Origin of the sequence: Nioella aestuarii (genome assembly GCF_050896395.1) — a bacterium.
Taxonomy (GTDB): Bacteria; Pseudomonadota; Alphaproteobacteria; order Rhodobacterales; family Rhodobacteraceae; genus Nioella; species Nioella aestuarii.
Map to the genome: position 1 here is coordinate 12,151 of NZ_JBPBBA010000021.1, position 23,104 is coordinate 35,254.

Genomic DNA, 23,104 nt, shown 5'->3' on the forward strand with positions numbered 1-23,104 from the left:
CTGCATCGCAGACGACAGGCCCCTCCCCCACCATTCGGGGGAGGATCGCGTTCAGGGCTTTGCTGTCAGCATCTCGCACAAATGGCGCACGGCCAGCGTATAGCCGTTGACGCCAAACCCCATCAGGACCGCGTCCGCCCGCAGGCCCACATAAGAGGTGTGGCGAAAGCTCTCGCGCTTGTGGATCTGGCTGACATGGACCTCGACCACGGGGCCTTCAAAGGTGTTCAACGCGTCCATAATGGCAATCGAGGTATGGGTATAGGCCCCGGCATTCAGCACAATCGCGGCGGCCTTCTCACGTGCCTCGTGAATCCAGTCGACAAGCTGACCTTCGTGGTTCGACTGCATCTGCCTGACCTCGACCTCGAAGCCCGCCGCCTCGGCCGCGCAGTTGCGTTCCACATCTTCCAGCGTGTCATAGCCGTAAAGCTCCGGCTGACGCTGCCCCAAGAGATTGAGGTTCGGGCCGTTCAGGATGTAGATGGTCTGGCTCATATCGGGTCTTTCCGGGGCATGAGGGGCGGCTCTCGCCTTCTAATGGCAGCGAAACCGCCCTGTATCAAGCCTTTGCGCCCAATGCGGTCAGAGCGAGGCCTCCTCCTCGAACTTGACCAGCTCCTCTTCGAGGATCGGGGTGGACATGGTCATGGCGTGAATGCCCATGATGGTGGTGAGCTGGATGACCTCCATGATTTCCTCGCGCGTGGCGCCTGCGCGCAGGGCGTTCTGAATGTGCCGCCGCACGCCCGGGGCCCAGAGATGCGTGGTTGCCGCGTTGATCGCGATGAAGATCAGCTCCTTGTATTTCTGTTCCAAGGGCCCGTGGTTTTGCGGGACAGACCGGAAATGCAGGAAGCCCTCCAGATACTCCGGGTCCATCTGGGCCATCTTGTCCCAGACCGGGTTCCAGTCATCCGATTGCCGCTGCGCCTCGGTGTAAGGGTATTTGCTATCGGTCATGGCCTAGCCTCCCCGGTGTTTGAAGCTGTCGCGGCGGAAGGAATAGAGCGCGGCGGGATCGACGGCCACGTCCACCACGGCGGGCTTGCCGCAGTCCAGCGCCGCCTTGATGCAATCGGCCACCTCATCCAGCGTTTCCGCCTTGAAGCCTGCCGCGCCGTAAAGCTCCGCCAGCTTGTCGAAGGGCGGGCTGGAGATATCGGCGCCGATATAGCGCTGGCCGAAGAAATCACGCTGATAGGCTTTCTCCGCCCCCCAACAGCCGTTGTTCATGACCACGTTCACGGTGTTGATGCCGCAATCAACCGCGGTGGACAGTTCCGACACCGTCATGCCGAAACCCCCGTCGCCCATCAGGCTGACAACGGGCCGGTCGGGCATGGCGAGTTTCACGCCAAGACCTGCGGCAAAGGAAAAGCCCACAAGGCCGAAATCGAGCGGGGTGAAGAGGCTCTTGGGTTGCCAATAGTTCATCGCATCCGTGGCCTGCAAACACAGGGTCCCCGCATCCATGGTCAGGGCGCTCTCTTTCGGCAACACGTCGCGCAGCGTCTTGAACAGGCCCGAGGGCTGGATGGGCAGCGTCGCCACATCCGCGTCTGCATCGCGTTTGGCCAGATACGCCTGCCGCTCGGTCTTGTAGGCCGCCGTCCAGGCCTCCGCCAATTTGCGGTCATCGAGTTTCGCCAGCGCCACCACCAGTTGCCGCGCCGCCGTTGGCGCATCGGCCAGGATGCCAAGGGTCGAGGGGAAGTATCGCCCGATCGCGGTCGGTTCCTGCTCGATCTGGATGATCGCGGCGTCGCGGTTGATGTTGTCGTAGCTGTAGAAGGTGGAGTTGAAGCCAAGCCGCGTGCCAAGCGCCAGGATCACGTCGGCCTCTTTCACCAACCGGGATGCCACCGGGTTGCCGCGCGGGCCCATCTGGCCTGCGTTGAGCGGATGGCCAAAAGGCAGAGCGTCACCATGGCCGGGTGAAGTGACGATGGGACAGCCCGCCGCCTCTGCCAGTGCAAGCGCGTCATCGGCGGCCCCGGTCATCTTGATGCCGCCCCCGGCAACAATCACCGGACGTTCAGCATCGCGCAGCATGGCGGCGGCCTTGGCAATCGCATCCTCCGCCCCGGCAGCAGGGGCATAGGCATAGGTTTCAGGGCCATGAAGCGGCTCGAAATCGGCTTCTCCCGACAGCACGTCGCGCGGCAGGTTCAGCTGCACCGGGCCCTTGCGGGGGGCTTGCGCCACACGAAAGGCTTCGCGCACCATTTCCGACACCCGGTCAGTGCTGGTCGCGGTCCAGGTCTTCTTGGTAATCGGGGTGAAGAGCGCCTCCTGGTCGACCTCCTGAAAGGCGTCCCGGTATTTATGGGCAGAGGACAGCATTCCCGCGATGGACACGACCGGCGAGTAGGCCGCCTTGGCCTGCGCAAGCCCCGTGACAAGGTTGGTGGCCCCCGGCCCGTTCTGGCCAGCGAGGATCACCCCGGCCCGGCCTGAAGCGCGGGCAAATCCATCTGCCATATGCGTCCCAGTGCGTTCGTCATGCACCCCGATGAACCGGATCTCGGGCGCGTCATAGAGCGCATCTAACATCTCCATCGTGGCCGAGCCGATGAGCCCGAAAATGTGATCCACCTTTTCGGCCTTCAGGGCCTCGACCGCCGCTTGACCGCCTGTCAGTTTCGTCATTGTCGCGTGTCCTTGTTCCTGACCTCAGCCCGTGTGACGGGAGAGGAAGTCTTTCGTCGGGCCGGTGAACAGATCGGGCCGTTCCAGAAGGCCCAGATGCTGCAAGTCCGTCACGATGATGGTCTCTGCGCCTTCGATCTCGCTCGCGATGGCATGGCTCATAGCTGGAGTGCTGCCGCTGTCATTCTCGCAGGTCATGACCAGCGTTGGATGGGTGATGGGCGGATCGGGCCGGATCAGTTCTGTGACGCCAGCCGCCAGCACGTAGCGGTGGCCGGTGTAGTTGTCGGGGTCGTTGGCGAGCACGGTGTCCCGCACCCAGTTCACCGTGTCAGCGTGATCCGCAAGAAACCCCGGCGTGAACCAGCGTTTCAGCGTTTCCTCGATGGTCGCCGCAGGCCCCCCTGCCCCTGTGTCGCGCGCGCGTTGTTCTACCAGCGCCTGCGCCTCCGGGCTCCGTTCATGGGGAGAGTTCTGGATGACCAGCGCCGTGGCGCGGTCCGGGTGATCCATCGCAAAGCGCCGGTTGATCATGCCGCCGAGCGAGAAGCCCACCAAAGCGGCCTTCTCGATCCCCAGATGATCCAGCAGCCGGACGATCTGCTCCGACAACACCGTCAGGCTCGGGGTTTCGCCCGGCAGGGCACTTTCCCCGTGACCGCAAAGGTCATAGGTCAGCACCCGGAACCGGTCGGCAAATGCAGGGACGTGATCGGTCCACGTCGCCCGCGTCAGCCCGAGCCCGTGGATCAGAACCACCACCGGCGCGCCATCAGGGCCCGTCAGATCATAGGCGGTGCCATCGGGGGCGATTGCCATCGCCTACACCCCCGCCGGGTTGTCGACGGAGCGGCCCATTTCCTCCAGATCCTCGTAGCGGTTGCCGATCCGGTGATGCGGATGTCCGCCGAGGCTGCCGCCAAGCGCCACGATGATCTCATCCTCCGCAGGGGCGTCGGGGATCGTGGTTTGCAGCGTCTGGTAGTGGGACCGCCGCCCGCCATCATCCTTGTCCATCATCGGGATGGTGATGGTGCAACCCGCCGCACCCCGCGTGTTGGAAAAGACCAGATAGGTCTTGGCATCAATCGCCTCGCGCAGTTGGTTGCCGAACCACAGCGAATGGGTCAGCGCCTGAGCGTGTTCCACCTCGCCGCCCATGCCGACTACCGACGCCTTGCCGACCCCTTCGATAGTGCCGCCCGACAGGCGCAGCAATTCTTCGGTCAGAAGTTTGCCAAGCGGCGGGCAATGTTCACGGATCTCTGGCTTCAGGTCCTCCACGAAGCCACGCCCGAACCAAGGGTTCCGGATCACCGCCATCGCGGCGAACATGCGGGTGGGCTCAGGCACCTCGCGGCCCCCTTCCACATGGGTGGTTTGAGTCATCGTGAGGATACGGCGGATTTCTACGGCCATGGTCTGTCAATTCCTGTTCGCATGTATGTCTTGGTGTCAGGCGTAAGCCGGCATGACCTTGTCGATGAAGAGCTTCAGGCTCTCCTTCTGCTGGTCCATGTCCATGCCCATGGAGGCGTAATAGATGAAGGAATCCACCCCGATAGCTTCGTAAAGCTTGAGCTTTTCAATCACCGTCTCAGGCGTGCCAAACATCAGGTTTTCTTCCAGCATCACCGGATCGACGCGGAAATTGCCCTCCAGTTCCTCGGCGTTCACCGTATCGGGGAAGCCGTTGCGGACTTCGCCTGTTTTGGTCATCAGATTGCCGAACATCGCCAGCTGCACCCGGATCGCGGCCAGCGCCCGCTGGCGGTCTTCCTCGGACTCATACACGGCGGTGTGGCGCATCATCGCCCATTGGCCCTTGAAGGGCCCATGCTTGGCGATGGCATCGTCCAGCCGTCCGCGATAGCTTTCCGCCTCGCTCATCGGCATGGTCAGGGGCCAGCTCATGATATTGCAGCCGTGTTCGACCGCGTAGTCGAACGTGATCGGCGCTCGGGCGGCAACCCAGATCGGCACGTCGTCTTGCAGAGGTTTCGGACAAGAGGTCGCCTTGGGGAAGTGCCAGAATTCGCCGTTGTGCTCGTAATCGCCCTTCCACAGCTCCTTCACCACCGGAAGCATTTCCTGCATGTAGCGCCAGCTGTCGCGCTGATCGAGACCGGGTTTCATCCGGTCGAACTCGCGCTGATAGGCCCCCGAACCGATACCGAATTCCAGCCGCCCCTCGCTGGTCAGGTCAAGGAACGCCGCCTCTCCGGCGAGGTTGATCGGATGCCAATAGGCCGCGTTCACGACACCGACGCCAAGGCGGATGTTCTTCGCATGCTCGCCCCACCAGGTCAGGATCTGGAACGGGTTCGGCGCGATGGTCATCTCCAGCGCGTGGTGTTCGGCGGCCCAGACAATCTCGAAGCCCGCTTCATCGGCCATTTTGACCATCTCCAGCGTGTGGTCACGGACGTCGCGGATATCGACGTCAGGCGTCATGCGTTCGAGATTGATCGCGAGGTGAAACTTCATTGTGTGATCCTCAACGGGGTTGGAAGGGGCTGGCGATGGGATCGTCGGACATGTTCATCCAGACGGTCTTGGGGCGGGTGAAATCCCACAGCGCCTGAAAGCCGCTTTCGCGCCCGTAGCCAGAGTTTTTCATGCCGCCGAATTCCGCGATTGGGGAAATCGCGCGGTAGGTATTGACCCAGACGATCCCTGCCTTGATGCGCTTGGACATGCGCAGGGCACGGGCATTGTTGCGGGTGAAGATGCCGGCGGCGAGGCCGTGGACAGTGTCATTGGCGAGTTCCAACGCCTCCTCCTCGGTGCGAAAGCGCTGCACCGCAAGGACGGGGCCAAACAGTTCCGTGTCCACAATGGTCAGGTCATTGCGCGGGCAGTCGATGATCGTGGGCTCATAGTAGAGCCCCGGCAGCCCCTCGGGCCGCTTGCCGCCGACCAGCACTTTGCCGCCTTCCTCCTGCGCCAGCGCAACCTGCCGGGTGATGTGGTCAAGCTGTCCTTGCGTGCAGAGCGGCCCCATCTCGGTTTCTTCGGCCTGCGGATCACCGATCAGAATGCCTTGGGCGATGCCAACCATTCGGGCCAGGAAGTCATCGGCGATATCCTCGTGAAGGTAGAGCCGCGACCCCGCCACACAGCTTTGCCCCGACGCCGCAAATATGCCCGCGACCGAGCCGTTTACGGCGCTTTCAATGTCCGCGTCGTCAAACACGATGAAGGGGGACTTGCCGCCCAGTTCAAGCGACACTTCCGCGAAGTTTTCCGCCGAGTTGCGCACCACATGCCGGGCCGCAGCCGGGCCGCCGGTAAAGGCGATGCGGGCGACCAGCGGGTGTTTCGTCAGCGCCTCGCCGCAGGCGACGCCTCCGGTGACAATATTGACGACGCCATCGGGAATGCCGGCCTCAGCGACAAGCTTGCCAAACTCCAGCAGCGGCGCAGATGCATGTTCGGAGGCCTTCAGAACGATGGTGTTGCCGGTTGCCAGCGCCGGGCCGATCTTGACCGCGCTCAGGAACATCTGAGAGTTCCACGGGATCACGGCAGCGATCACACCAAGCGGTTCGCGGTTGGTGAAAACGAACATGTCCGGCTTGTCTATGGGCAGCGTTTCGCCGTGGATTTTATCGGCAGCACCCGCGTAAAACCTAAGGAATTCCGCGATATAGCTGGCCTGCCAGCGGGTTTCCTTGAACATCTTGCCGGTGTCGCGCGTCTCGATCCGGCCAATATGTTCCGAGTTTTCAGCCAACAGATCCGCCAGCCGACCGAGGCATTTGCCCCGTTCTGTCGGCGTCATCTGCCCCCAGGGACCATCCAGCGCCGCATGGGCGGCCCGCACCGCGCGATCCACATCCTCGGGCGTCGCTTCGGGGATCTCGCACCAGTCGTCGCCGGTTGCCGGGTCGAAGGTTGTGAAGCGCGCGGCACTTGTGGCCTGAACCCACTCGCCACCGATCAGCATGTCATATCGCTGCAACTCGCCCATCAGTTCACGGCCCCCATGGTTTGAAGGGTTTTCGGTGTGACGCGGTGATAGGCCCCGTCGAGGTAGGTCAACGGCTCTCGGTCGCCCTGATCGACGGCCTCGACCCGGCCAAAGACGACAAGATGACTGCCCGACTTCACCACATTATCGACGGTGCAAGCGAAGCTTGTCGCACCCTCGATCTGCGGCGGCATACCCTTGGCGCCAAGGCACGGGATACCCGTGAAGCGATCTGCGATTTCGTGGTCATGGGCACCGGCGAAGCGGTCCGCGACGCGATCACTGTGATCGGGCAGCACGTTGACGCAGAAGCGCCCGTTTGCCTCAACCACCGCGGCGATGCGGCTTTTGGAATGCAGGCACACCAAAACTGTCGGTGGATCGGCCGAAACTGATGAGAAGGCGCTGACGGTCGCCCCGTGCCGACCGGCGTCGCCATCGGTGGTGACGACGGTCACGCTGGATGCCACGCGGCGCATGGCGCTGATGAATTCAGACCGCTCGACTGCGGGTGTCGGGGGTGTCCCCTGCATCGCAACCTCCCTTGCTCTGCCGATTTCGCGTTGAGGGAAAGGTTGCAGATTTCATCATATTTGTATAACGAATTAAATTAAGCGATAAATTCATATTTATTGAACTGTGAGCCCGTGAACCTCGCCGCCCTGCAAACCTTCGTTGCCATTGTCGAAACCGGATCGCTCGTGCGCGCCTCGGAACGGTTGCATGTTACGCAATCAACCGTGACCATGCGCCTGAAAGCCTTGGAGTCCGAGCTTGGCCAGACCGTGCTCAATCGGCAAAAATCGGGCGTGACCCTGACGCCTGCCGGCACCAAACTGCTGAACTACGCTCAAATTATGATTGGCCTTTGGCGACAGGCCAAGCTGGAGGCAGGACTGCCTACGGGCGTCAACATGATCTGCAACTTCGGCTGCACGCCCGATCTCTGGCCGATCGGCGGCAAGCGCATCTTCGACATGATCCGCGCCCGCAATCCCGATATTGCCCTTTCGGTCTATCACGGCAGCCCCGACGTACTGGACAGATGGATGGCGGCGGGCCAGATCGACCTGTGCCTGACCCGCGAACCAGTGGCGCGCAAGGGACAGTCAGTGATGGCGCTGCCCGCGGATGACCTGGCGCTCTATTCGGATCGCCCCGACACGCCTGTTCGCAGCGGCTCGAACTATATCTTTGTCGATTATGGCGAAGACTTCCGTCGCAGCCACGGCGAGGAATATCACGACGCGGGCACTGCTCGGACAACTTTCAACTCAGCCAGTGCCGCGCTGGACTTCCTGTTGGAAGTTGGAGGCTCGGTCTACCTTCCCCGCAGCCTGGTTGCATCGCGCCCTGATGCAGCCCGGCTGCATGAAATCAGCGAGGCGCCGCTCTTTGAGCTCGGCACATATCTTCTGATGCACGAAACAGCACGGAACAACTGGGGTTGGATCGTCGATGGCTTCTAGGCGGTTCGGCTATCATCTCGCGAAAAAGGAACCGGTTGCAATCCGGTCCCGGCCACTGTCTGATTTCCGAAAAGGCCGTGAATTGGACAAGCGACAATGACAGTGACCCTGAAGGATGTGGCAGAACGCGCGGGCGTGTCCCGCTCGGCCGTGTCACGGACCTTCACACCAGGAGCTTCCGTCTCGGCCAAGACCCGCGCAAAAGTGGAACGCGCGGCTGCTGAACTGGGATATGCGCCAAGCGCGTTGGCCTCGGGCCTGTCGACCGGGCGCACCAAGCTGATCGGCCTGGTGTCCAACAACTTCCGCAACCCTATCTTCCTGGAAGTGTTTGACCTGTTCACCCGTGCCATTCAGGATCGGGGCTTGCGCCCCTTGTTGGTGAACCTGTCTGACGATACCGATCCTGATGCCGCAATCCGCATGTTACGGCAGTATTCGGTGGATGCGGTGATCGTGGCCTCCTCTACCTTGTCACCCGCCTTCGCAGTGGATTGCAGTGCAGCGGGACTTCCGGTTGTTCACGCCTTTGGCCGCGCCACGGACCAGCTTCAGGTGCCGGTGGTCGGCATCGACAATGTAGAAGCGGGGCGAATGGCGGCGCGCGCGCTGCTGGCACGGGGCTATAGGGATATCGGCTTTCTGGGCGGCCCCGCAGGGGCAACCACCACGCAGGATCGCCTGGAGGGCCTGCGCAGAGAGCTATCGGGCCACGCGGGCATTCGGCTGAGGGAAAGCTTTGCAGGCGGCTATTCCCATGACGCTGGCGCGCGGGAAATGGCCCGGCTGATCACGGAGGAACCCCTGGCCGATGCCTATTTCTGTGGCGATGACGTGGTTGCGATCGGCGCTCTCAGTGCGCTTCGGGCCGCCGGGCGGGAGGTTCCGCACGATGTCGGACTGATCGGGTTTAATGATATGGAGGCAGCGTCATGGGGATTGGTCAATCTAACCACGATCCGACAGCCACTGGACGCAATCATCGTCGCCTCGGTGGAGATGGCCATAACGCTATCTGAACAGAGCGGATCGGCACCGATGTCGACGCTCCTGCCTCTCACGCTGGTTGAGCGCGGCACACTACGGCCCGAGGTCTGAGCGGGGAAGGCCCTTGGAAGGGCCTTTGACACGCGGTTTCGAAACCGCGTCCCCGCTCACCTCACCAGTTTCAGCGGAACATCGGCGGGCGGGCATCGACCCACGCGCAGTCCGCCTTGCCGCTTTCCGCCACGGCGAACACAGCCGCCATCGACCGCAAACCATCCTCGGCGCGGGGGTAAAGATCGGCTGCGGGGTCCATGGCCCGGCCTTCTTTCTGTGCCCGGATCGCCTCGGCCAGATCACGATAGATGTTGGCAAAGGCCAGCGGCATTCCCTCGGCGTGCCCGACCGTCACCCGGCTGGACCGGTCCGCCTCCGGGGACAACCCCCCTTCGCCGCGCTCGATCACCTGCAAGCGGCCCCGCAGCGGCATCCAGTACAGCTGGTTGGGCTGTTCCTGGCTCCAGCGCAGACCGCCATTCTCGCCGAAAACCTGTAGCGTCAGACCATGCTGGCGACCAAGCGCGACGGATGAGGTCCAAAGCCGTCCCACAGCCCCGCCATCAAAGCGCAGGTTAACCATGGCATCATCTTCCAGCTCGCGGCTGGCAATGCAGCTGACCGTATCGGCCGACAGACGCTCGGCCTCCTGGCCGATGACGAAACTGGCCATGTGAAGCGCGTGGATACCGCAATCAGCGAATTGCGCCGAGACGCCCGCCTGCGCCGGATCATAGCGCCAGCGCACCCGCGGGTTGTCCGCATCGGCGGCATCTGCGTGGTGGCCATGGGCGAATTCCGCCTTCACCAGCCGGATCGCCCCCAGATCGCCGCGCGCCACCATTGCCCGCATGTGGCGGACCAGAGGATAGCCGGTATAGCCATAATTCACCGCGCAAATGCGACCCGTCGCACGAGAGATCTTTACGATCTCTTCGCCCTCTTCCACGGTCATAGTCATGGGCTTTTCGCAGAGCACGTGAAAGCCCGCCTCCAGATAGGCTTTGGTGATCTCGAAATGGGTGGCATTGGGTGTGGCCACTGTCACGAGGTCGATGCGGTCCTCACGGCCCCGCTCACCCTCCAGCATCTCGCGCCAGTCGCCATAGGCACGGTCCGCCGCAAGTCCAAGCCGCTTGCCGTAATCGCGCCCCGCCTCGGGACGATGATCAAGCGCACCGGCAACGAATGCAAATTCGCCGTCCAGACCAGCCCCAAGCCGGTGTGCCGGGCCGATCTGGCTGCCTTCGCCGCCACCGATCATACCCCAGTTCAGTTTTCCCATGGCAGGTCTCCCTCAGTCAAAGCCAATGGATGTCAGATAGCCCCGGTTCGCCTTTGCATCGGCAATCGGGGAAATGTCGAGTGTCGGATCGCAATCCTGTTCAACCGTGCACCAGCCGCGATAGCCCCGCTCGATCAGCAGGCGCCGCACGGCCTGAAAGTTCACGTCGCCCTGGCCAAGATTGCAGAAGATTCCCTGCCCACAGGCTTCGTAGAACCCTGTTCGCTTGGCAATAACATCGGCCTTAACGCCCGGGTCAATATCCTTGAAATGGATATAGCTGATCCGGTCCATATGCCGTTTCATGAAGGCCACCGGGTCATAGCCCGCGTAAGAGTGGTGGCCGGTATCGAGGCAGATCTTCAGAAGACCCGCATCGACCTCATCGAGCAAGCGCTCCAGCTCTGGCTCGAAGTCAATGAAGCCGCCCGCATGGGCGTGAATCGAGACATCAAGCCCGTACACCTCCGCGGCCATTCTGGCGATTGTCACGATGCGGTTGCGGAACGCGGTCCACTCACTCGTTTCCATCTGCTCAGCTTCAGCGGCCCGACCCGCTGTTCCCGCCCGCCGAGGAGAGATGGCGTCAATCAGAACCAGCTGCTTCGCCCCGTGAGACGCAAGCGCCTTGCAGGTCCGCTCTGCCCCGTCCACCACGTCGAGCCACTTCTCGGGATCACTGAAGGGCCGATTGACAACGCCACCGATCAGGCTCAGCCCGTGTGCATCCAGCGCTTCGGCCAGCACTTCGGGGTTTTCCGGCATATAGCCGACCGGACCCAGTTCGATCCCATGAAATCCTGCCTCTGCGCACTCCTTCAGCACCCGCTGCCAAGGCGGATTGCGCGGATCGTCCGGAAACTCAACGCCCCAGGAACAAGGCGCATTGCCGATCTGGATCATGTTTCTCTCTCAGAACGCCGATGGAGACTGCCAGCTGCGCGAGGCATCAGAGGCCCGGGCCGCCGCTATAACTTGATGAACTTCCAGCCCAGCCTCGAAAGTTGGCCAGACCGCCTGGCCGGTGTCGATGGCGGTCAGGAAATCATGTGCTTCGATGATGATCTGGTCCTGATATCCGGTGCCATGCCCCGCCCCCTGACAGAACGGCAGGTAGTCAGGATGATCCGGCCCCGTGAGGATCTTGCGAAAGCCTTTCTGGCCGTCCGAATCGTCCTTTCGATACAACCAGATCGCGTTCTGATCTTCCTGATCAAAGCGGATCGCGCCATCGGTTCCTGTGATCTCGTAGGCATAGCCCATCTTACGACCCGTGGCGACGCGAGAGGCGCTGATATGGCCCATCACCCCACTGTCGAAGCGCACCATCATCTGGACCTGATCGTCATTCGTCACCGGAATGCCGTTGCGATCAGGGTAGACGGTTTCGATGATCGCATTGAGTTCCGCAATCGGCCCCATCAGCGCCAGCGCTGCGTTGATCGCATGGGGGGCAAGGTCACCCAGACAGCCATTGGCATCGCCCTCGCAGCGCCAGGCGGGCGTCTTTTGAGCGATGTGGAAATCCTCGTCATGCACACAGCGGAAGCCCGTGATCCGGCCAAGTGCGCCCTCGGCCAATAGCTGACGCACATATTGCGACGCGGGCGTTCGGATATAGTTATAGGCCACCATGTTTGCGACACCCGCCGTCCGCGCTGCCGCCACCATTGCCCGCGCCTCGGCCACGTCGAGCCCCATAGGCTTTTCGCACAACACCGGCTTGCCAAGCGCCAGGGCGGCCTTCGCAATCTCCAGATGGGTGCTTTGCGGTGAGGCGATGACCACGGCATCAACCGCAGGATCCGAGACCAGATCATGCCAATCCTGCGCGGCGCGGTCGATTCCGAAAGCCTTGGCATATCGTTCCGCACTGGCTATCGATGACGCCGCTATCGCCGCAAGGCGCGGCTTCAGACGGGTTTCGAACACCGCCCCCACCGAGGCAAAGGCGACCGAATGGGCCTTGCCCATATAGCCACCCCCAACGATTCCGATCCCGATCTGGCTCATCGCTTCGGACCCCTCTTTTTCGCATATTGCAACCGGTTGCAAAATTGTTATCCTGAGAGCAGGCATCATGCAACAGCGAATTCCCAAAGGCGACGAAAATGGCGGATCTCTCTCGGCTCTCCGGAAAAACCTTCCTCGTGATCGGACGGGCGGGGATGGATCTCTATGCTGACCCGCCCGGCGCGCGCACGGAAGAGGCCACTGCCTTCACCACGGCCCTGGGCGGATCATCTGCAAATATCGCTGCTGGCCTGTGCCGGTTGGGCTGCCACGCGGCTCTTGTCACGCGGGTCGCGGATGATGCCATTGGGCGTTTTTGTCTCAATCAGCTGGATGCATACGGCATCGACCGCACCCATGTGCACAGCGAAGGCGGCGAAGCACGAAATTCTCTGGCGCTCGTGGAAACGCGGCTGGAGAATACGCAATCGGTGATTTACCGCAACGGCGCGGCGGATTTCGAGATGACCATGGCTGATGTTGAGGCCGTGGACTACACGGCCTTCTCCGCCCTCGTCACGACCGGAACCGTTCTGGCGGCTGAGCCTTCGCGCAGCGCCTGTTTCCGGGCTTTCGATCTTGCCCGCGCCGCAGGATTGCCGCTGATCTTCGATGTGGATTATCGCCCCTATTCCTGGGCTTCGGCCAAGGATGCCGAGGAAACCTATTCTCGTGCCGCAGCTCTGTGCGACATCATCATCGGCAATGACGTTGAGTTCGGCTTTATGGCAGGTGGCATCGAGAAGGGTCTCGACAAAGCCCGGTCGCTGATCAGTGAAGGTGCGCAGATCGTCGTCTACAAAATGGGTGAACATGGCGCGATCACCATTACCCCGGAGGCCGAGGTTCAAACCGGAATCTACAAGACCAAGGCGCTGAAACCTACCGGCGCCGGTGACAGTTTCATGGCCGGGTTCCTGGCCACCCTGGCCGACGGCGGTGACGTCAAATCCGCCGTTCAGACGGGATCAGCCGCTGCCGCGATTGTGGTTTCACGCGTTGCCTGTGCCCCCGCCATGCCCACACCCGACGAACTGGCCCGCTTCATGGCCAATGCCGAGACATAAAAGGATATCGCAATGCACATCCCTCCTCATGACAACCAGAATAAGGCCATCGTTGATGTGAACGATGCCCATGTTCCGCTGACCTATTTCAACATCGTCAAGCTGAAGGCAGGCGAGTCATTCGATTATCGCCTACAGGGCTATGAAACCTGCGTGGTGCCGGCCACTGGCACCGTTACCGTGGAATGCGGCGGGGAAACCTTTGCGGATATCGGCAACCGGGGGGCGGATGTCTGGGACGGCGAGCCCGAGGGCGTCTATGTGCCGACCGATACCGGATGCCGGATCACCGCGCGAACCGATACCGAAACCTTCATCGCAGGTGCGAAATTCGCGGCGACGCTGAAGCCTTTCGCAGTGCGCAAGGATGAGCTGGATCTTGTTCAGTATGGGTCGGACGACACCAAAACGCACCGCAAGATCAAGCATATCCTCGGCGCGGGGCATCACGACCGGGTCGGGCGGTTGCTGGTCAGCGAGCTGTTCACCGTCGGCGCAGGAGGCTGGTCGGGCTTCCCGTCGCACAAGCACGATACGGATCGGTTGCCGGACGAAACCCGCCATGACGAATGCTACAACTTCCGCTTCAAGCCGGATTACGGCTCTGGCCTGCAAATGCTGCAACGGGTCGATAACGAGCCAGGCGACGCCTATCACATCATGGATGGGTCAACTGTTCTGATCGACAAGGGCTACCACCCCTGCTGCGCGCTGCCGGGGTATGAAATGTACTACTTCACCATTCTGGGCGGGCTCAGCCAGCGCAGCCTCAAGCAGTATTTCCAGCCGACACATGCGGAACAGCTGCACACGATCCCTGGTATCATGGATATGGTGGCAAAGTTCAAATGACCCGAGCCACGTTGTCAGAAGTGCTCCAACCGGCAATGGCCGGGGGCTATGCAGTTGCGGGGGTTGTCTGCCTTGGATGGGAAGATGCCCGCGCCTATGTGACCGCTGCCGAAGCCGAGGGCGCACCGCTGATCCTGCAAGCAGGCCCCGGCGCGCGGGCACATACCCCCCTGCCCGTCTGGGGCGCCATGTTTCGTGAATTGGCCGAGAATGCGTCGGTCCCCATTGTCACGCATCTGGACCACGGGACAGATGAGGAAGACTGCCGGATTGCCATCGAAGAGGGCTTTAGCTCGATCATGTATGACGGATCGCGTCTGGCCCTGGAAGACAACATCGCGCAGACCGCCCGCCTCGCGGAGATGGCCCATGCGGCGGGGGTCAGCTGCGAGGGTGAGATCGGTTTCGTGGGATACGCGGCGGGCGAAGCCTCTCGCGGGACCGACCCCGAGGAAGCGGCACGGTTCGCACGGGAAACCGGGGTCGATGCCATGGCCATTTCCGTTGGCAACACGCATCTGCAAACCACGGCGGGGGACGGGCTGGACGAGGCACGCATTGCGGCGATTGCGGCGCTGACGGCAACCCCGTTGGTGATCCATGGCGGATCGGGCGTGCCGCATGAGCAGCGCCACCGTCTCGCCACCGGGTCCAGTGTCTGCAAGTTCAACATCGGCACCGAGCTTCGCCAGATCTTCGGTGCAACCATCCGGCAAACCTTGGCTGCGAACCCGGATATGTATGACCGGATCGGTATTCTTTCGTCGCTGCATGATCCGCTTGTTCAGGCCGCTCGGACGGTGATCCGGGGCCTGCGCCCCTAGTCTGGCAGGATCGGTCAACGCCTTGGCAGGCGCGGTCAAGACCCGCGCCGCCATCATCAGGCATTTCCTTTGCATCACTACCAAGCAAAGGATTGACCAAATGCAAGAGCAACCCATTCTCGTTATCGGTGCCACCGGCAAGACCGGCGCACGGATTGTCCAGCTACTGGAAGCGCGCGGCCATGCCGTCCGCCCCGGTGCCCGCACCGCCCCCATTCCCTTCGACTGGGAAGATGAGACCACATGGCGGCCCGCGCTGACCGGCGTGCGCGCGGCTTATGTCAGCTACTTTCCCGATCTCGCCTTCCCCGGCGCTGCCGAAAAGATCCAGGCGCTGTCGGAGCTTGCCAAAGAGATGGGCACCGGTCGGCTTGTGTTGCTGTCGGGCCGGGGCGAAACCCATGCCAAGCACTGCGAAGACATCGTGCGCGACTCCGGCGTTGATTTCACCCTCGTGCGCTGTGCTTGGTTCGCGCAGAACTTCTCTGAAGGCTATCTGCGCGATCCGGTGATGGGCGGAATGCTGGCCATTCCGGCGGGCGATGTGCGCGAACCGATCGTGGACGTTGACGATATTGCGGAGGTCGCAGCCGCCGCGCTGACAGAGGACCGCCATTCAGGTGAGCTCTATGAGATCACCGGCCCGCGCCTGTTGCACTTTTCTGATGCAGCGAAAGCCCTGTCGGAAGCTACAGGCCGCCCGGTTCGCTATCAGCCGATCACGCTTCAGCAGTTCCATGACGCCATGACCGCTATCGGCGGCGGCTTCATCGCCGATGTCTTCACCCATGTCTGTGAAGAGGCGCTCGATGGCCGCAATGAATGGCTGGGTGATGGCGTGCAACGCGCACTTGGCCGTGCACCTACGGATTTCACAGAGTTTTGCCGCCGCGCAGCCGAGGCCGGCGCGTGGGCCGACACCGCATCGGGGAGGATCTGACCATGGCGTTTTGGGTTCTTTTCATCGCTCAGGCTTCGGTTCTGGCCTATGGGCTGCTTGGCGGCGTGTTCCTCGCGTTTTCCGATTTCATCATGCGTTCGCTCGGGCAGGTCTCAGGCCATGGCGGCGTCGAGGCGATGCAGGTCATCAACCGAGAGGTCTTTCGCATCGTCTTCATGGTGCTTTTTCTCGGCATGGCACCGGTATCGGTCCTGCTGATCGTTTACGGCCTCGCCTGGGGCGAAGGAAGCGGATCGCTGCTGATCGCAGGGGCCGGAGCAGTCTATCTGATCGGGGCGTTCCTGGTGACAGTGGTCCTTAACGTGCCGTTGAATGAAACGCTCGCCGGGATGGACACGGACGCACCCGCAACGGCGCGGTTCTGGCAGGACACCTATCTGCCCCGCTGGACCTTCTGGAATTCGGTCCGCACGGGCGCCTGTGCGCTGGCGTCGGTCCTGATGATGCTGGGGCTGATCTGGACGGCACAAAACCCGGCGGTCTAAGCCCGGCCCGCTGTCCCCGACGCCTCCGGCTACACACGGCCGGGGGCGTTTTGGTGCCTGCGGACAAGCCGATGATACCCATGGCCATGGCACAGGCGGGGTCCGGGCCCTAGGTTGACGGCATCAAGACCACTGACCAAGGCCCGAACTAATGCTCCGCCCCTCCGCCGTCCCCGCCCCCACCTTGCCCGCCAAAACCGTTCTGATCGCCGGGGCCACCGGCTATCTGGGGCGCTATCTGGTCGAGGAGTACGCGCGCCGGGGCTGGCGGGTGAAAGCGCTTGTGCGCCGCGATGCGGACCTACCCGCAGAGATGGTCCATGCAGAGGCCACACGGCCCGATACGCTGCACGACACCATGGACGGTGTCGATCTGGTGATCTCTGCGCTTGGCATCACCCGGCAACGCGACGGCCTGACCTATCGCGATGTGGATTATCAGGCGAACGCCAACTTGCTGGCCGAGGCCGTTCATGCCGGGGTGTCCCGCTTTGCCTATGTCCATGTGCTGAATGCAGACCGCATGGCCCATGTGCCGCTGGTTGCTGCAAAGACCGAGTTTGTCACATTGCTGCGTGCAGCTCCCATCGCGTCAACCGTCATCGCGCCTTCCGGCTACTTCTCGGATATGGGCGATTTCCTAGACATGGCGCGCAACGGCCGGGTCTGGCTGTTCGGCTCCGGCGCATACAGGATCAACCCGATCCACGGTGCCGATCTGGCCCATGCAACGGCCGAGGCCATCGTCGCGGGCCGCGATTGGCTGGACGTGGGTGGGCCCGAAGCGCTGTCGCATTCCGAACTTGCTGCATTGGCATTTGAGACTCTTGGCAAACCACCCCGCATCACCCGTCTGCCCGACGCCTTGCGCCGAATGGCCATGACGCTGTTACCATGGGTGACCCCCGCGCGTATCAACGGCCCTGCGCTGTTCTTCCTGACCGCAATGGGCGGGGACATGGTGGGTGAGCTGCACGGCTCGCACCGGCTTGCCGACCATTTTTCAGACTCTTCCAGCGTGACGGAACCGGAGACAAAGATGACCCTGATCAAGATAGGTGGGCTGGCAGCCCTTGCCTGCGCCATAACATACATGGTGGGCTTTGCCCTGCTGCTGACGCTGCTGGCCCCGCTTGGATATGGCACAGACACCATCGACCCGGTCGCCGTGGTGGCGTTCACTGCTGACAATCCCGGCCTGATGATCGCGTGGAACAGCACGATCTACATCGTCAATGCGCTGGCGCTGGTGCTGTTGGTGCTGGCGATCCATGCCCGTTTGTCGAGTGTGACGCCGGCCTGGGCAGAAGCGACACGCGGATTCGGGCTGATCTGGGCGGCACTGGTGCTTGGTGCGGGCATGATTGCTAATGTCTCGGTGGAAGAGGTCTCGCGGTTGGCCGTGATCGACCCTGCCGCTGCCGCTCAGACATGGGCCATGCTCCACGCGGTTGAGCTGGGGCTTGGCGGCGGAAACGAAATCGCGGGCGGGATCTGGATGCTATGCGTGGGTTTGGGGGCCCTCTCTGGCGCGTCCTTGCCCCGGATGACGGCCCTATTTGCGGTGATGGTCGGTGCGGCGGGCCTGTTGACCGTTGTGCCTGCCTCTGGCGAGGCAACCGGCGCAATCTTTGGTCTGGGCGCGATCCTTTGGTTTGTGCTGGTCGGCGTGAGTCTTTTGCGCAACAGCCCAACGGGCCCGTGATTTGCAATCCCCAAAGCTTTACCTTATGTAAAGGTTTCCCAACCTAAAAAACAAAACCCGAGCAGTCGTTTAACAGTTATGGTCGATTTTCTGAAGAAAGCCTGGAGCGAGGTTCTCCACCCCATGTTGCAGCGCCCCAAGCGGCTGCAAGTGGCGGCGCTGTGCTATCGGACGGATGAGACCGGCAAAAAGGTTCTGCTCGTCACCAGCCGCGGCACCGGGCGCTGGATTTTGCCGAAGGGCTGGCCCATCAACGGGCTGGATGCCGGTCAGGCCGCTCTTCAGGAAGCATGGGAAGAAGCCGGGGTGCGCAAGGGCTCGGTCGAGAGCCGGGCGATCGGCACCTATACCTATGACAAGGCGCTGGACGAAGGCTGGAGCATCGAGATCGAGACATTGGTCTATCCGGTCGAGGTTGAAGCGATACGCGAAAAGTTCCCCGAGGCGCATCAGCGCAAGCGGACGTGGGTCGACCCCTCGGAAGCGGCGAATATGGTGCGAGAACCTGAACTCCAGTCGATCCTGCGGGATTTGTAACGCTTTTATGAAGAATTTGTAACAAGAGCGGTTGATTTGCGACACGCTCTTGCCTAGGCCCAAGCCGCAGAGCGAGGGGAGCACTGGGCATGAGCGACGATTCCGGCGACGGCCGCCATCTTGAAACACTGGATCGGGACCTTCACCGGCTGTCCTATCTGGAATCCGCCACCAGCTATGTGGCTCGCCCGATGGTTGGGCCGGGCGTGGCGCTGATTTTCATCGTTCTTGCAGGGCTGTTGGCCGCCATCTTCTTCGGACAGGATTCCAACGGCATGATCGTCGTCGTAGCCGCTGGCTTCGGCGCCTATATGGCGATCAATATCGGCGCCAATGATGTGGCCAACAACATGGGCCCAGCCGTAGGGGCCAATGCGCTGACCATGGGCGGCGCGATTGCCATCGCCGCCATCTTTGAAAGTGCCGGTGCGCTGATTGCCGGGGGGGACGTGGTGTCCACCATCGCGAAGGGCATTATCGAGCCTGAATCCATGGTCACAGCCGAGATCTTTATCTGGGCCATGCTGGCGGCCCTGCTGTCGTCTGCTCTCTGGGTTAACCTTGCGACCTGGGTCGGCGCACCGGTTTCCACCACCCATTCCGTCGTGGGTGGCGTTATGGGGGCGGGCATCGCCGCCGCCGGGTTCACCGCCGTGAACTGGCCCACGATGAGCGCGATCGCAGCAAGCTGGGTGATCTCGCCGGTGCTTGGCGGGGCCATCGCGGCGCTGTTCCTTTGGTTCATCAAGGCCAACATTATCTACACTCCCGACAAGATCGCCGCTGCCCGCAAATGGGTGCCGGTTTTGGTCGGTATCATGGCCGGCGCCTTCGCGGCCTATTTGGCGCTCAAGGTGCTAAAGCACCTGATGCGGGTTTCGCTTGGGCTGGCGCTGTCCATCGGGTTCGGCGTGGCCATCGTGACCTGGCTGGCGATGATCCCCGTCATTCGCAAGCAGTCCGATGGGCTGGAAAACCGCAACAAGTCGCTCAAAGTGCTATTCGGAATTCCGCTGGTGATCTCCGCCGCTTTGCTAAGCTTTGCCCATGGCGCCAACGACGTTGCCAATGCCGTGGGGCCGCTGGCGGCGATTGTTCAGGCGTCCCAGTCCGGCGACTTCACACATGCCGTCAGCATCCCCACCTGGGTCATGATCATCGGGGCTTTCGGCATCTCTTTCGGCCTATTCCTGTTCGGCCCCAAGCTCATCCGCATGGTCGGCAGCCAGATCACAAAGCTCAATCCGATGCGCGCCTATTGCGTGGCACTGTCGGCGGCGATCACGGTGATCGTGGCCAGCTGGCTTGGCCTGCCCGTCAGTTCAACACATATCGCCGTGGGGGGCGTCTTTGGCGTCGGTTTCTTCCGGGAATGGGACGCGGAACGCCGCCTGCGTTTGGCCCGTGTGAATATGCCCGATGCAAACCGTATTGCCCCCGAGGAACGCCGCCGCCGCAAGCTGGTACGCCGGTCGCATTTCATGACCATCATTGCAGCCTGGATCATCACGGTGCCCGCGGCGGCGATCATGTCTGCGGTGCTGTTCTTCTGCATTCAGGCGGTTGTCGGCTAAGCCTGGATTGGCCGGGCGGGCGTTCTGCGCCCGCCTGGGCACGAGCAATGGGGCGAAAGGGAAGGGACGCATCGGGCTTAGCCCGCGAGAACCTCCCACACCAGTTTGATCGAGACCCCTGCCAGTGCAATTTCGACAAGCATGAAAAAGACCTTCTCGGGCAGAAGACGGGCAATCTTCGCCCCGCTCCAGGCCCCGGCAAGCGCGCATGGCACCAACCAGATCGCCTGCCCGAAACTGTCCCAGGTGATCTGTCCAGCCACGATATAGGGCGGCACTTTCATCAGGTTGACAGCTGAAAAGAAGATTGTCGTCGTGCCAAGATAAGTCAGTTTATCAAGCCGCTGCGGCAGGACGTAGGCCTGATAGGGTGGGCCGCCTGCATGGCTGATATAGCTGGTCAAGCCCGACAGCGCCCCCCAGATAAGACCGCGCGGGACATCCGCGGGCTTGGGCGGAAACTCTATGCTAGAAAACCGCCGCCGCAGGGAATGCAGCAGATAGGACAGGGCAATTGCCGCGACCATCAGCTTGATCGCATTGGCGGGCACATAGGAGACCGCCAAAAACCCGAGCCCCACCCCGCAGATGCCCGCGGGCATGAGGATTTTCAGGTTGCGCGCCGAGAATGCCTTGCGAAACAGGTAAACGGCATAGGCATCGGTCGTGATATAGATCGGCAGCAGCAGCCCCGCGGCCAGCGCCGGGTCCATGAATAGCGACATGAGCGGCACCGAGAGGATGGCGATCATGGGAACGCCGCCCTTTGAAAGCCCCATCAAGTAGGCGGCGAGCCCTGCCACGATCCAGAATTGTACGACCTCGCCCATGGCGGCTGTCCTTTCTGCGCTGGCACCGGGTTAGGGGGGATCGCCACCCGCCGCAAGGGGACGCGACATGACAGGGACGGGGTTTCGCAGCCCGCAGGCTGTCTCCGGCACTTCCGAGGTTTCTGGATCAAGCCGAAACGAGTTACAGACAGTCGAGTGCCTGCGAGAGCGCGCCTTGGGACCAAGGCCCAAGGTCTCTGGCGATGAGTGCCCCATCTGAAAGCCGCGTTGAAATGAGCCGGGACCAGCCGGTATCCGCAGTGAGGAATTCCGGGCCTTCCCCGCAATCGCGAATGCCGGAGGAAATATACCCCTCTCCGATGCGGTGATTGGTCAGGCCATTGGCCGCTGCAATTTCGGTCAATCCGCCATCCTCGTAACGCCAGATCCGCAGGGTCCGGGCCAGGTGAGGACGGTCGATATAGGCGATCTCCATCGCGCCGTCGTCATCAAGATCCGCCGCGCCGATTATGGCCAGCCAGCGGTTGCTGCGGCCGATATAGGGGGTTGTTGCCGCGAGGGTCAGATCGGTTCCGGTCCAGCGGTAGACGGCAAGCTGCGCGCCGAGGCGATGATGGCTGCGGGCGACGATCACCTCGTTGGTACCGTCACCGTCAAGGTCGGCCAGTCTTGGGGCCACATCTTCGAACACATGATCGGCGTCAAGCGTCAGCGCGTGCCCGCAGAGCCCCTGGTTGCCGATGGCATTGACATGGAGCGTTTCGGGCTCATGAGTGCGGCCCAGCACGAAGTGGCGGTAGCGGGTGACCGGAGCGTCAAACCATGCTTGCGCAATGGCCCCCCTCGTGTCGGAATCCACCGTTACGCTGCCGGGATAGGCCGTGGTGTTGGCGGGGTCGACCGTGCAGGCCCCTGCCCCGCTGGCCCCTCCGGCCCAGATCACCAGGGCCAGCCCATATGCCAGCCCCTTGATCATCAGATCTGCTTTTCGGGCATCCGCACGATCAGCCCGTCAAGCTCGTCCGTTACCTTCAGCTGGCAGGTCAGACGCGAGGTCTCGTCCGGCTCGTAGGCGAACTCCAGCATGTCCTCTTCCATCGCGTCCATGGCGGGCAGCTTGTCTTTCCAGCTTGCATCCACATGCACGTGGCAGGTGGAACAGGCGCAGGCGCCGCCGCAATCAGCCTCGATGCCGGGGATGTTGTTGTCGCGTGCGCCTTCCATCACGGTCAGCCCGTTGGGAACATCAACGACATGTTCGGTGCCGCCGAACTCGATATAGGTAATCTTTGCCATGGTCTGCCTGTCCTTGAACACTTGTCGGGCCATTACGTAGCGGTCCCAATCCAGCTTTGCCAGCCTGAATGCGTCACTTTTCCGGGGGGAAACCGTCAGCTTGCCGTGACGTGCAAATGTTCTATATTTGTTCTCATGGAGCCCAATGTCCGCCCCCCTGACTGGCCGCGCCCGCCCGTGGCCCTTCCCAATGCCTGGCTGAGCAGGCCGCCGCAGGGCGCGCGTGTCACCGTGGCGGGGCTGGTTCTGATCCGCCAGCGGCCCGGCACCGCGAACGGGGTGATCTTCCTGACGCTTGAGGATGAGACCGGCGCCTGCAACGTCGTGGTCTGGCGCAAGATCTATGAACGCTTTCGCCGTGCGGTGATCTCTGGCCGGCTGTTACGGGTCACGGGGCGGGTGCAGCACGGGCATGGGGTGGTCAATGTGATCGCTGAGGAGGTGGAGGATATCTCGCCCATGCTGGATGCGCTTTTGGCCCGGCCAGAGACGCGCGATGCCTGAGCGCTTTGCCTGGGCGCGAAAACCCTGTATCCTGCCGCGAACAAGGTCCGCAAAGGGCCGGCAGAACAGGCATAT

The 23,104-nt window shown here is 62.1% G+C and carries 25 protein-coding genes; 11 read left to right on the forward strand and 14 right to left on the reverse strand.

Features of this window, described 5'->3' with window-relative positions:
* Positions 1-51: 51 nt before the first annotated feature.
* The 8 genes from aroQ to ACROHD_RS12635 form a co-directional block, all read right to left on the reverse strand.
* Positions 52-498: a type II 3-dehydroquinate dehydratase gene (aroQ, locus tag ACROHD_RS12600; RefSeq protein ID WP_432678267.1), complete on the reverse strand. Its 447-nt coding sequence runs from the start codon at positions 496-498 to the stop codon at positions 52-54.
* An 87-nt stretch (positions 499-585) separates the two neighbouring features.
* Entirely contained in the window at positions 586-963 is a 378-nt protein-coding gene (locus ACROHD_RS12605) for a carboxymuconolactone decarboxylase family protein (RefSeq protein WP_432678268.1), read from the reverse strand.
* Positions 964-966: 3 nt separating this feature from the next.
* A complete protein-coding gene (locus tag ACROHD_RS12610; protein WP_432678269.1) occupies positions 967-2,652 on the reverse strand; it encodes a thiamine pyrophosphate-binding protein in 1,686 nt (561 codons plus the stop codon).
* Between the two features lie 24 nt (positions 2,653-2,676).
* Positions 2,677-3,471 (reverse strand): alpha/beta fold hydrolase, encoded by a 795-nt coding sequence (locus ACROHD_RS12615; protein WP_432678270.1) that lies wholly within the window; start codon positions 3,469-3,471, stop codon positions 2,677-2,679.
* Between the two features lie 3 nt (positions 3,472-3,474).
* Positions 3,475-4,071, reverse strand: a complete 597-nt coding sequence (locus ACROHD_RS12620; RefSeq protein ID WP_432678271.1) for an amino acid synthesis family protein — start codon at positions 4,069-4,071, stop codon at positions 3,475-3,477.
* Between the two features lie 36 nt (positions 4,072-4,107).
* Positions 4,108-5,139: an LLM class flavin-dependent oxidoreductase gene (locus tag ACROHD_RS12625; RefSeq protein WP_432678272.1), complete on the reverse strand. Its 1,032-nt coding sequence runs from the start codon at positions 5,137-5,139 to the stop codon at positions 4,108-4,110.
* A gap of 10 nt (positions 5,140-5,149) precedes the next feature.
* The gene (locus tag ACROHD_RS12630) at positions 5,150-6,625 is read right to left on the reverse strand and encodes an aldehyde dehydrogenase (protein ID WP_432678273.1); all 1,476 of its coding nucleotides are present in this window, start codon (positions 6,623-6,625) and stop codon (positions 5,150-5,152) included.
* Entirely contained in the window at positions 6,625-7,158 is a 534-nt protein-coding gene (locus tag ACROHD_RS12635; RefSeq protein ID WP_432678274.1) for a flavin reductase family protein, read from the reverse strand. Before ACROHD_RS12635 ends, ACROHD_RS12630 begins: the two co-directional genes overlap by 1 nt.
* Before the next feature lie 114 nt (positions 7,159-7,272).
* On the opposite strand from ACROHD_RS12635, the gene ACROHD_RS12640 reads away from it, so the two are divergent.
* A complete protein-coding gene (locus tag ACROHD_RS12640) occupies positions 7,273-8,094 on the forward strand; it encodes a LysR family transcriptional regulator (RefSeq protein ID WP_432678275.1) in 822 nt (273 codons plus the stop codon).
* Positions 8,095-8,190: 96 nt separating this feature from the next.
* Positions 8,191-9,192 carry a LacI family DNA-binding transcriptional regulator gene (locus ACROHD_RS12645; protein WP_432678276.1) on the forward strand — a complete coding sequence of 334 codons (1,002 nt, stop codon included), beginning with the start codon at positions 8,191-8,193 and terminating at the stop codon, positions 9,190-9,192.
* 70 nt (positions 9,193-9,262) lie between these two features.
* On the opposite strand, the gene ACROHD_RS12650 is transcribed toward ACROHD_RS12645, so the two are convergent.
* Genes ACROHD_RS12650 through ACROHD_RS12660 form a run of 3 tightly spaced genes read right to left on the reverse strand, consistent with a single transcriptional unit; the run spans position 9,263 to position 12,433 of the window.
* Positions 9,263-10,420, reverse strand: a complete 1,158-nt coding sequence (locus ACROHD_RS12650; RefSeq protein WP_432678277.1) for a Gfo/Idh/MocA family protein — start codon at positions 10,418-10,420, stop codon at positions 9,263-9,265.
* A gap of 12 nt (positions 10,421-10,432) precedes the next feature.
* The gene (locus tag ACROHD_RS12655; protein ID WP_432678278.1) at positions 10,433-11,323 is read right to left on the reverse strand and encodes a sugar phosphate isomerase/epimerase family protein; all 891 of its coding nucleotides are present in this window, start codon (positions 11,321-11,323) and stop codon (positions 10,433-10,435) included.
* Positions 11,324-11,332: 9 nt separating this feature from the next.
* On the reverse strand, positions 11,333-12,433 hold the full coding sequence (locus ACROHD_RS12660) for a Gfo/Idh/MocA family protein (protein ID WP_432678279.1): 1,101 nt from the start codon (positions 12,431-12,433) through the stop codon (positions 11,333-11,335).
* Between the two features lie 98 nt (positions 12,434-12,531).
* Between ACROHD_RS12660 and iolC the strand changes: the two genes are divergently transcribed.
* The 8 genes from iolC (at position 12,532) to ACROHD_RS12700 (ending at position 20,438) form a co-directional block, all read left to right on the forward strand.
* Positions 12,532-13,500 carry a 5-dehydro-2-deoxygluconokinase gene (gene iolC / locus ACROHD_RS12665; RefSeq protein WP_432678280.1) on the forward strand — a complete coding sequence of 323 codons (969 nt, stop codon included), beginning with the start codon at positions 12,532-12,534 and terminating at the stop codon, positions 13,498-13,500.
* 12 nt (positions 13,501-13,512) lie between these two features.
* Positions 13,513-14,352 (forward strand): 5-deoxy-glucuronate isomerase, encoded by an 840-nt coding sequence (locus tag ACROHD_RS12670; RefSeq protein ID WP_432678282.1) that lies wholly within the window; start codon positions 13,513-13,515, stop codon positions 14,350-14,352.
* Entirely contained in the window at positions 14,349-15,176 is an 828-nt protein-coding gene (locus tag ACROHD_RS12675; protein ID WP_432678283.1) for a class II fructose-bisphosphate aldolase, read from the forward strand. Before ACROHD_RS12670 ends, ACROHD_RS12675 begins: the two co-directional genes overlap by 4 nt.
* Positions 15,177-15,276: 100 nt before the next feature.
* Positions 15,277-16,116: an NmrA family NAD(P)-binding protein gene (locus ACROHD_RS12680; protein ID WP_432678284.1), complete on the forward strand. Its 840-nt coding sequence runs from the start codon at positions 15,277-15,279 to the stop codon at positions 16,114-16,116.
* Positions 16,117-16,118: 2 nt separating this feature from the next.
* Positions 16,119-16,622, forward strand: coding sequence for an anthrone oxygenase family protein (locus tag ACROHD_RS12685; RefSeq protein WP_432678285.1), 504 nt, complete (start codon positions 16,119-16,121; stop codon positions 16,620-16,622).
* A gap of 151 nt (positions 16,623-16,773) precedes the next feature.
* Positions 16,774-18,327, forward strand: a complete 1,554-nt coding sequence (locus ACROHD_RS12690) for an SDR family oxidoreductase (RefSeq protein WP_432678287.1) — start codon at positions 16,774-16,776, stop codon at positions 18,325-18,327.
* A gap of 78 nt (positions 18,328-18,405) precedes the next feature.
* Positions 18,406-18,864, forward strand: coding sequence for an NUDIX hydrolase (locus ACROHD_RS12695; RefSeq protein WP_432678288.1), 459 nt, complete (start codon positions 18,406-18,408; stop codon positions 18,862-18,864).
* A gap of 89 nt (positions 18,865-18,953) precedes the next feature.
* Positions 18,954-20,438 (forward strand): inorganic phosphate transporter, encoded by a 1,485-nt coding sequence (locus tag ACROHD_RS12700; RefSeq protein WP_432678289.1) that lies wholly within the window; start codon positions 18,954-18,956, stop codon positions 20,436-20,438.
* Between the two features lie 77 nt (positions 20,439-20,515).
* Here the strand turns inward: ACROHD_RS12700 and ACROHD_RS12705 are convergent, their stop codons facing one another.
* The 3 genes from ACROHD_RS12705 to ACROHD_RS12715 form a co-directional block, all read right to left on the reverse strand.
* On the reverse strand, positions 20,516-21,268 hold the full coding sequence (locus ACROHD_RS12705; protein ID WP_432678290.1) for a sulfite exporter TauE/SafE family protein: 753 nt from the start codon (positions 21,266-21,268) through the stop codon (positions 20,516-20,518).
* A 142-nt stretch (positions 21,269-21,410) separates the two neighbouring features.
* Complete coding sequence (locus ACROHD_RS12710; RefSeq protein ID WP_432678291.1) at positions 21,411-22,205, reverse strand: FG-GAP repeat domain-containing protein; 795 nt, start codon at positions 22,203-22,205, stop codon at positions 21,411-21,413.
* On the reverse strand, positions 22,205-22,525 hold the full coding sequence (locus ACROHD_RS12715) for a 2Fe-2S iron-sulfur cluster-binding protein (protein WP_432678293.1): 321 nt from the start codon (positions 22,523-22,525) through the stop codon (positions 22,205-22,207). Before ACROHD_RS12715 ends, ACROHD_RS12710 begins: the two co-directional genes overlap by 1 nt.
* A gap of 135 nt (positions 22,526-22,660) precedes the next feature.
* Between ACROHD_RS12715 and ACROHD_RS12720 the strand changes: the two genes are divergently transcribed.
* Positions 22,661-23,029, forward strand: a complete 369-nt coding sequence (locus ACROHD_RS12720; RefSeq protein ID WP_432678294.1) for an OB-fold nucleic acid binding domain-containing protein — start codon at positions 22,661-22,663, stop codon at positions 23,027-23,029.
* The last annotated feature ends 75 nt before the right edge of the window (positions 23,030-23,104 follow it).

Bases quoted from the DNA above. Each gene is read 5' to 3' on its own strand.
- aroQ (WP_432678267.1), bottom strand. From the start codon at position 498: ATGAGCCAGACCATCTACATCCTGAACGGCCCGAACCTCAATCTCTTG.
- ACROHD_RS12605 (WP_432678268.1), bottom strand. From the start codon at position 963: ATGACCGATAGCAAATACCCTTACACCGAGGCGCAGCGGCAATCGGAT.
- ACROHD_RS12610 (WP_432678269.1), bottom strand. From the start codon at position 2,652: ATGACGAAACTGACAGGCGGTCAAGCGGCGGTCGAGGCCCTGAAGGCC.
- ACROHD_RS12615 (WP_432678270.1), bottom strand. From the start codon at position 3,471: ATGGCAATCGCCCCCGATGGCACCGCCTATGATCTGACGGGCCCTGAT.
- ACROHD_RS12620 (WP_432678271.1), bottom strand. From the start codon at position 4,071: ATGGCCGTAGAAATCCGCCGTATCCTCACGATGACTCAAACCACCCAT.
- ACROHD_RS12625 (WP_432678272.1), bottom strand. From the start codon at position 5,139: ATGAAGTTTCACCTCGCGATCAATCTCGAACGCATGACGCCTGACGTC.
- ACROHD_RS12630 (WP_432678273.1), bottom strand. From the start codon at position 6,625: ATGGGCGAGTTGCAGCGATATGACATGCTGATCGGTGGCGAGTGGGTT.
- ACROHD_RS12635 (WP_432678274.1), bottom strand. From the start codon at position 7,158: ATGCAGGGGACACCCCCGACACCCGCAGTCGAGCGGTCTGAATTCATC.
- ACROHD_RS12645 (WP_432678276.1), top strand. From the start codon at position 8,191: ATGACAGTGACCCTGAAGGATGTGGCAGAACGCGCGGGCGTGTCCCGC.
- ACROHD_RS12650 (WP_432678277.1), bottom strand. From the start codon at position 10,420: ATGGGAAAACTGAACTGGGGTATGATCGGTGGCGGCGAAGGCAGCCAG.
- ACROHD_RS12655 (WP_432678278.1), bottom strand. From the start codon at position 11,323: ATGATCCAGATCGGCAATGCGCCTTGTTCCTGGGGCGTTGAGTTTCCG.
- ACROHD_RS12660 (WP_432678279.1), bottom strand. From the start codon at position 12,433: ATGAGCCAGATCGGGATCGGAATCGTTGGGGGTGGCTATATGGGCAAG.
- iolC (WP_432678280.1), top strand. From the start codon at position 12,532: ATGGCGGATCTCTCTCGGCTCTCCGGAAAAACCTTCCTCGTGATCGGA.
- ACROHD_RS12670 (WP_432678282.1), top strand. From the start codon at position 13,513: ATGCACATCCCTCCTCATGACAACCAGAATAAGGCCATCGTTGATGTG.
- ACROHD_RS12675 (WP_432678283.1), top strand. From the start codon at position 14,349: ATGACCCGAGCCACGTTGTCAGAAGTGCTCCAACCGGCAATGGCCGGG.
- ACROHD_RS12680 (WP_432678284.1), top strand. From the start codon at position 15,277: ATGCAAGAGCAACCCATTCTCGTTATCGGTGCCACCGGCAAGACCGGC.
- ACROHD_RS12685 (WP_432678285.1), top strand. From the start codon at position 16,119: ATGGCGTTTTGGGTTCTTTTCATCGCTCAGGCTTCGGTTCTGGCCTAT.
- ACROHD_RS12690 (WP_432678287.1), top strand. From the start codon at position 16,774: ATGCTCCGCCCCTCCGCCGTCCCCGCCCCCACCTTGCCCGCCAAAACC.
- ACROHD_RS12695 (WP_432678288.1), top strand. From the start codon at position 18,406: ATGGTCGATTTTCTGAAGAAAGCCTGGAGCGAGGTTCTCCACCCCATG.
- ACROHD_RS12700 (WP_432678289.1), top strand. From the start codon at position 18,954: ATGAGCGACGATTCCGGCGACGGCCGCCATCTTGAAACACTGGATCGG.
- ACROHD_RS12705 (WP_432678290.1), bottom strand. From the start codon at position 21,268: ATGGGCGAGGTCGTACAATTCTGGATCGTGGCAGGGCTCGCCGCCTAC.
- ACROHD_RS12710 (WP_432678291.1), bottom strand. From the start codon at position 22,205: ATGATCAAGGGGCTGGCATATGGGCTGGCCCTGGTGATCTGGGCCGGA.
- ACROHD_RS12715 (WP_432678293.1), bottom strand. From the start codon at position 22,525: ATGGCAAAGATTACCTATATCGAGTTCGGCGGCACCGAACATGTCGTT.
- ACROHD_RS12720 (WP_432678294.1), top strand. From the start codon at position 22,661: ATGGAGCCCAATGTCCGCCCCCCTGACTGGCCGCGCCCGCCCGTGGCC.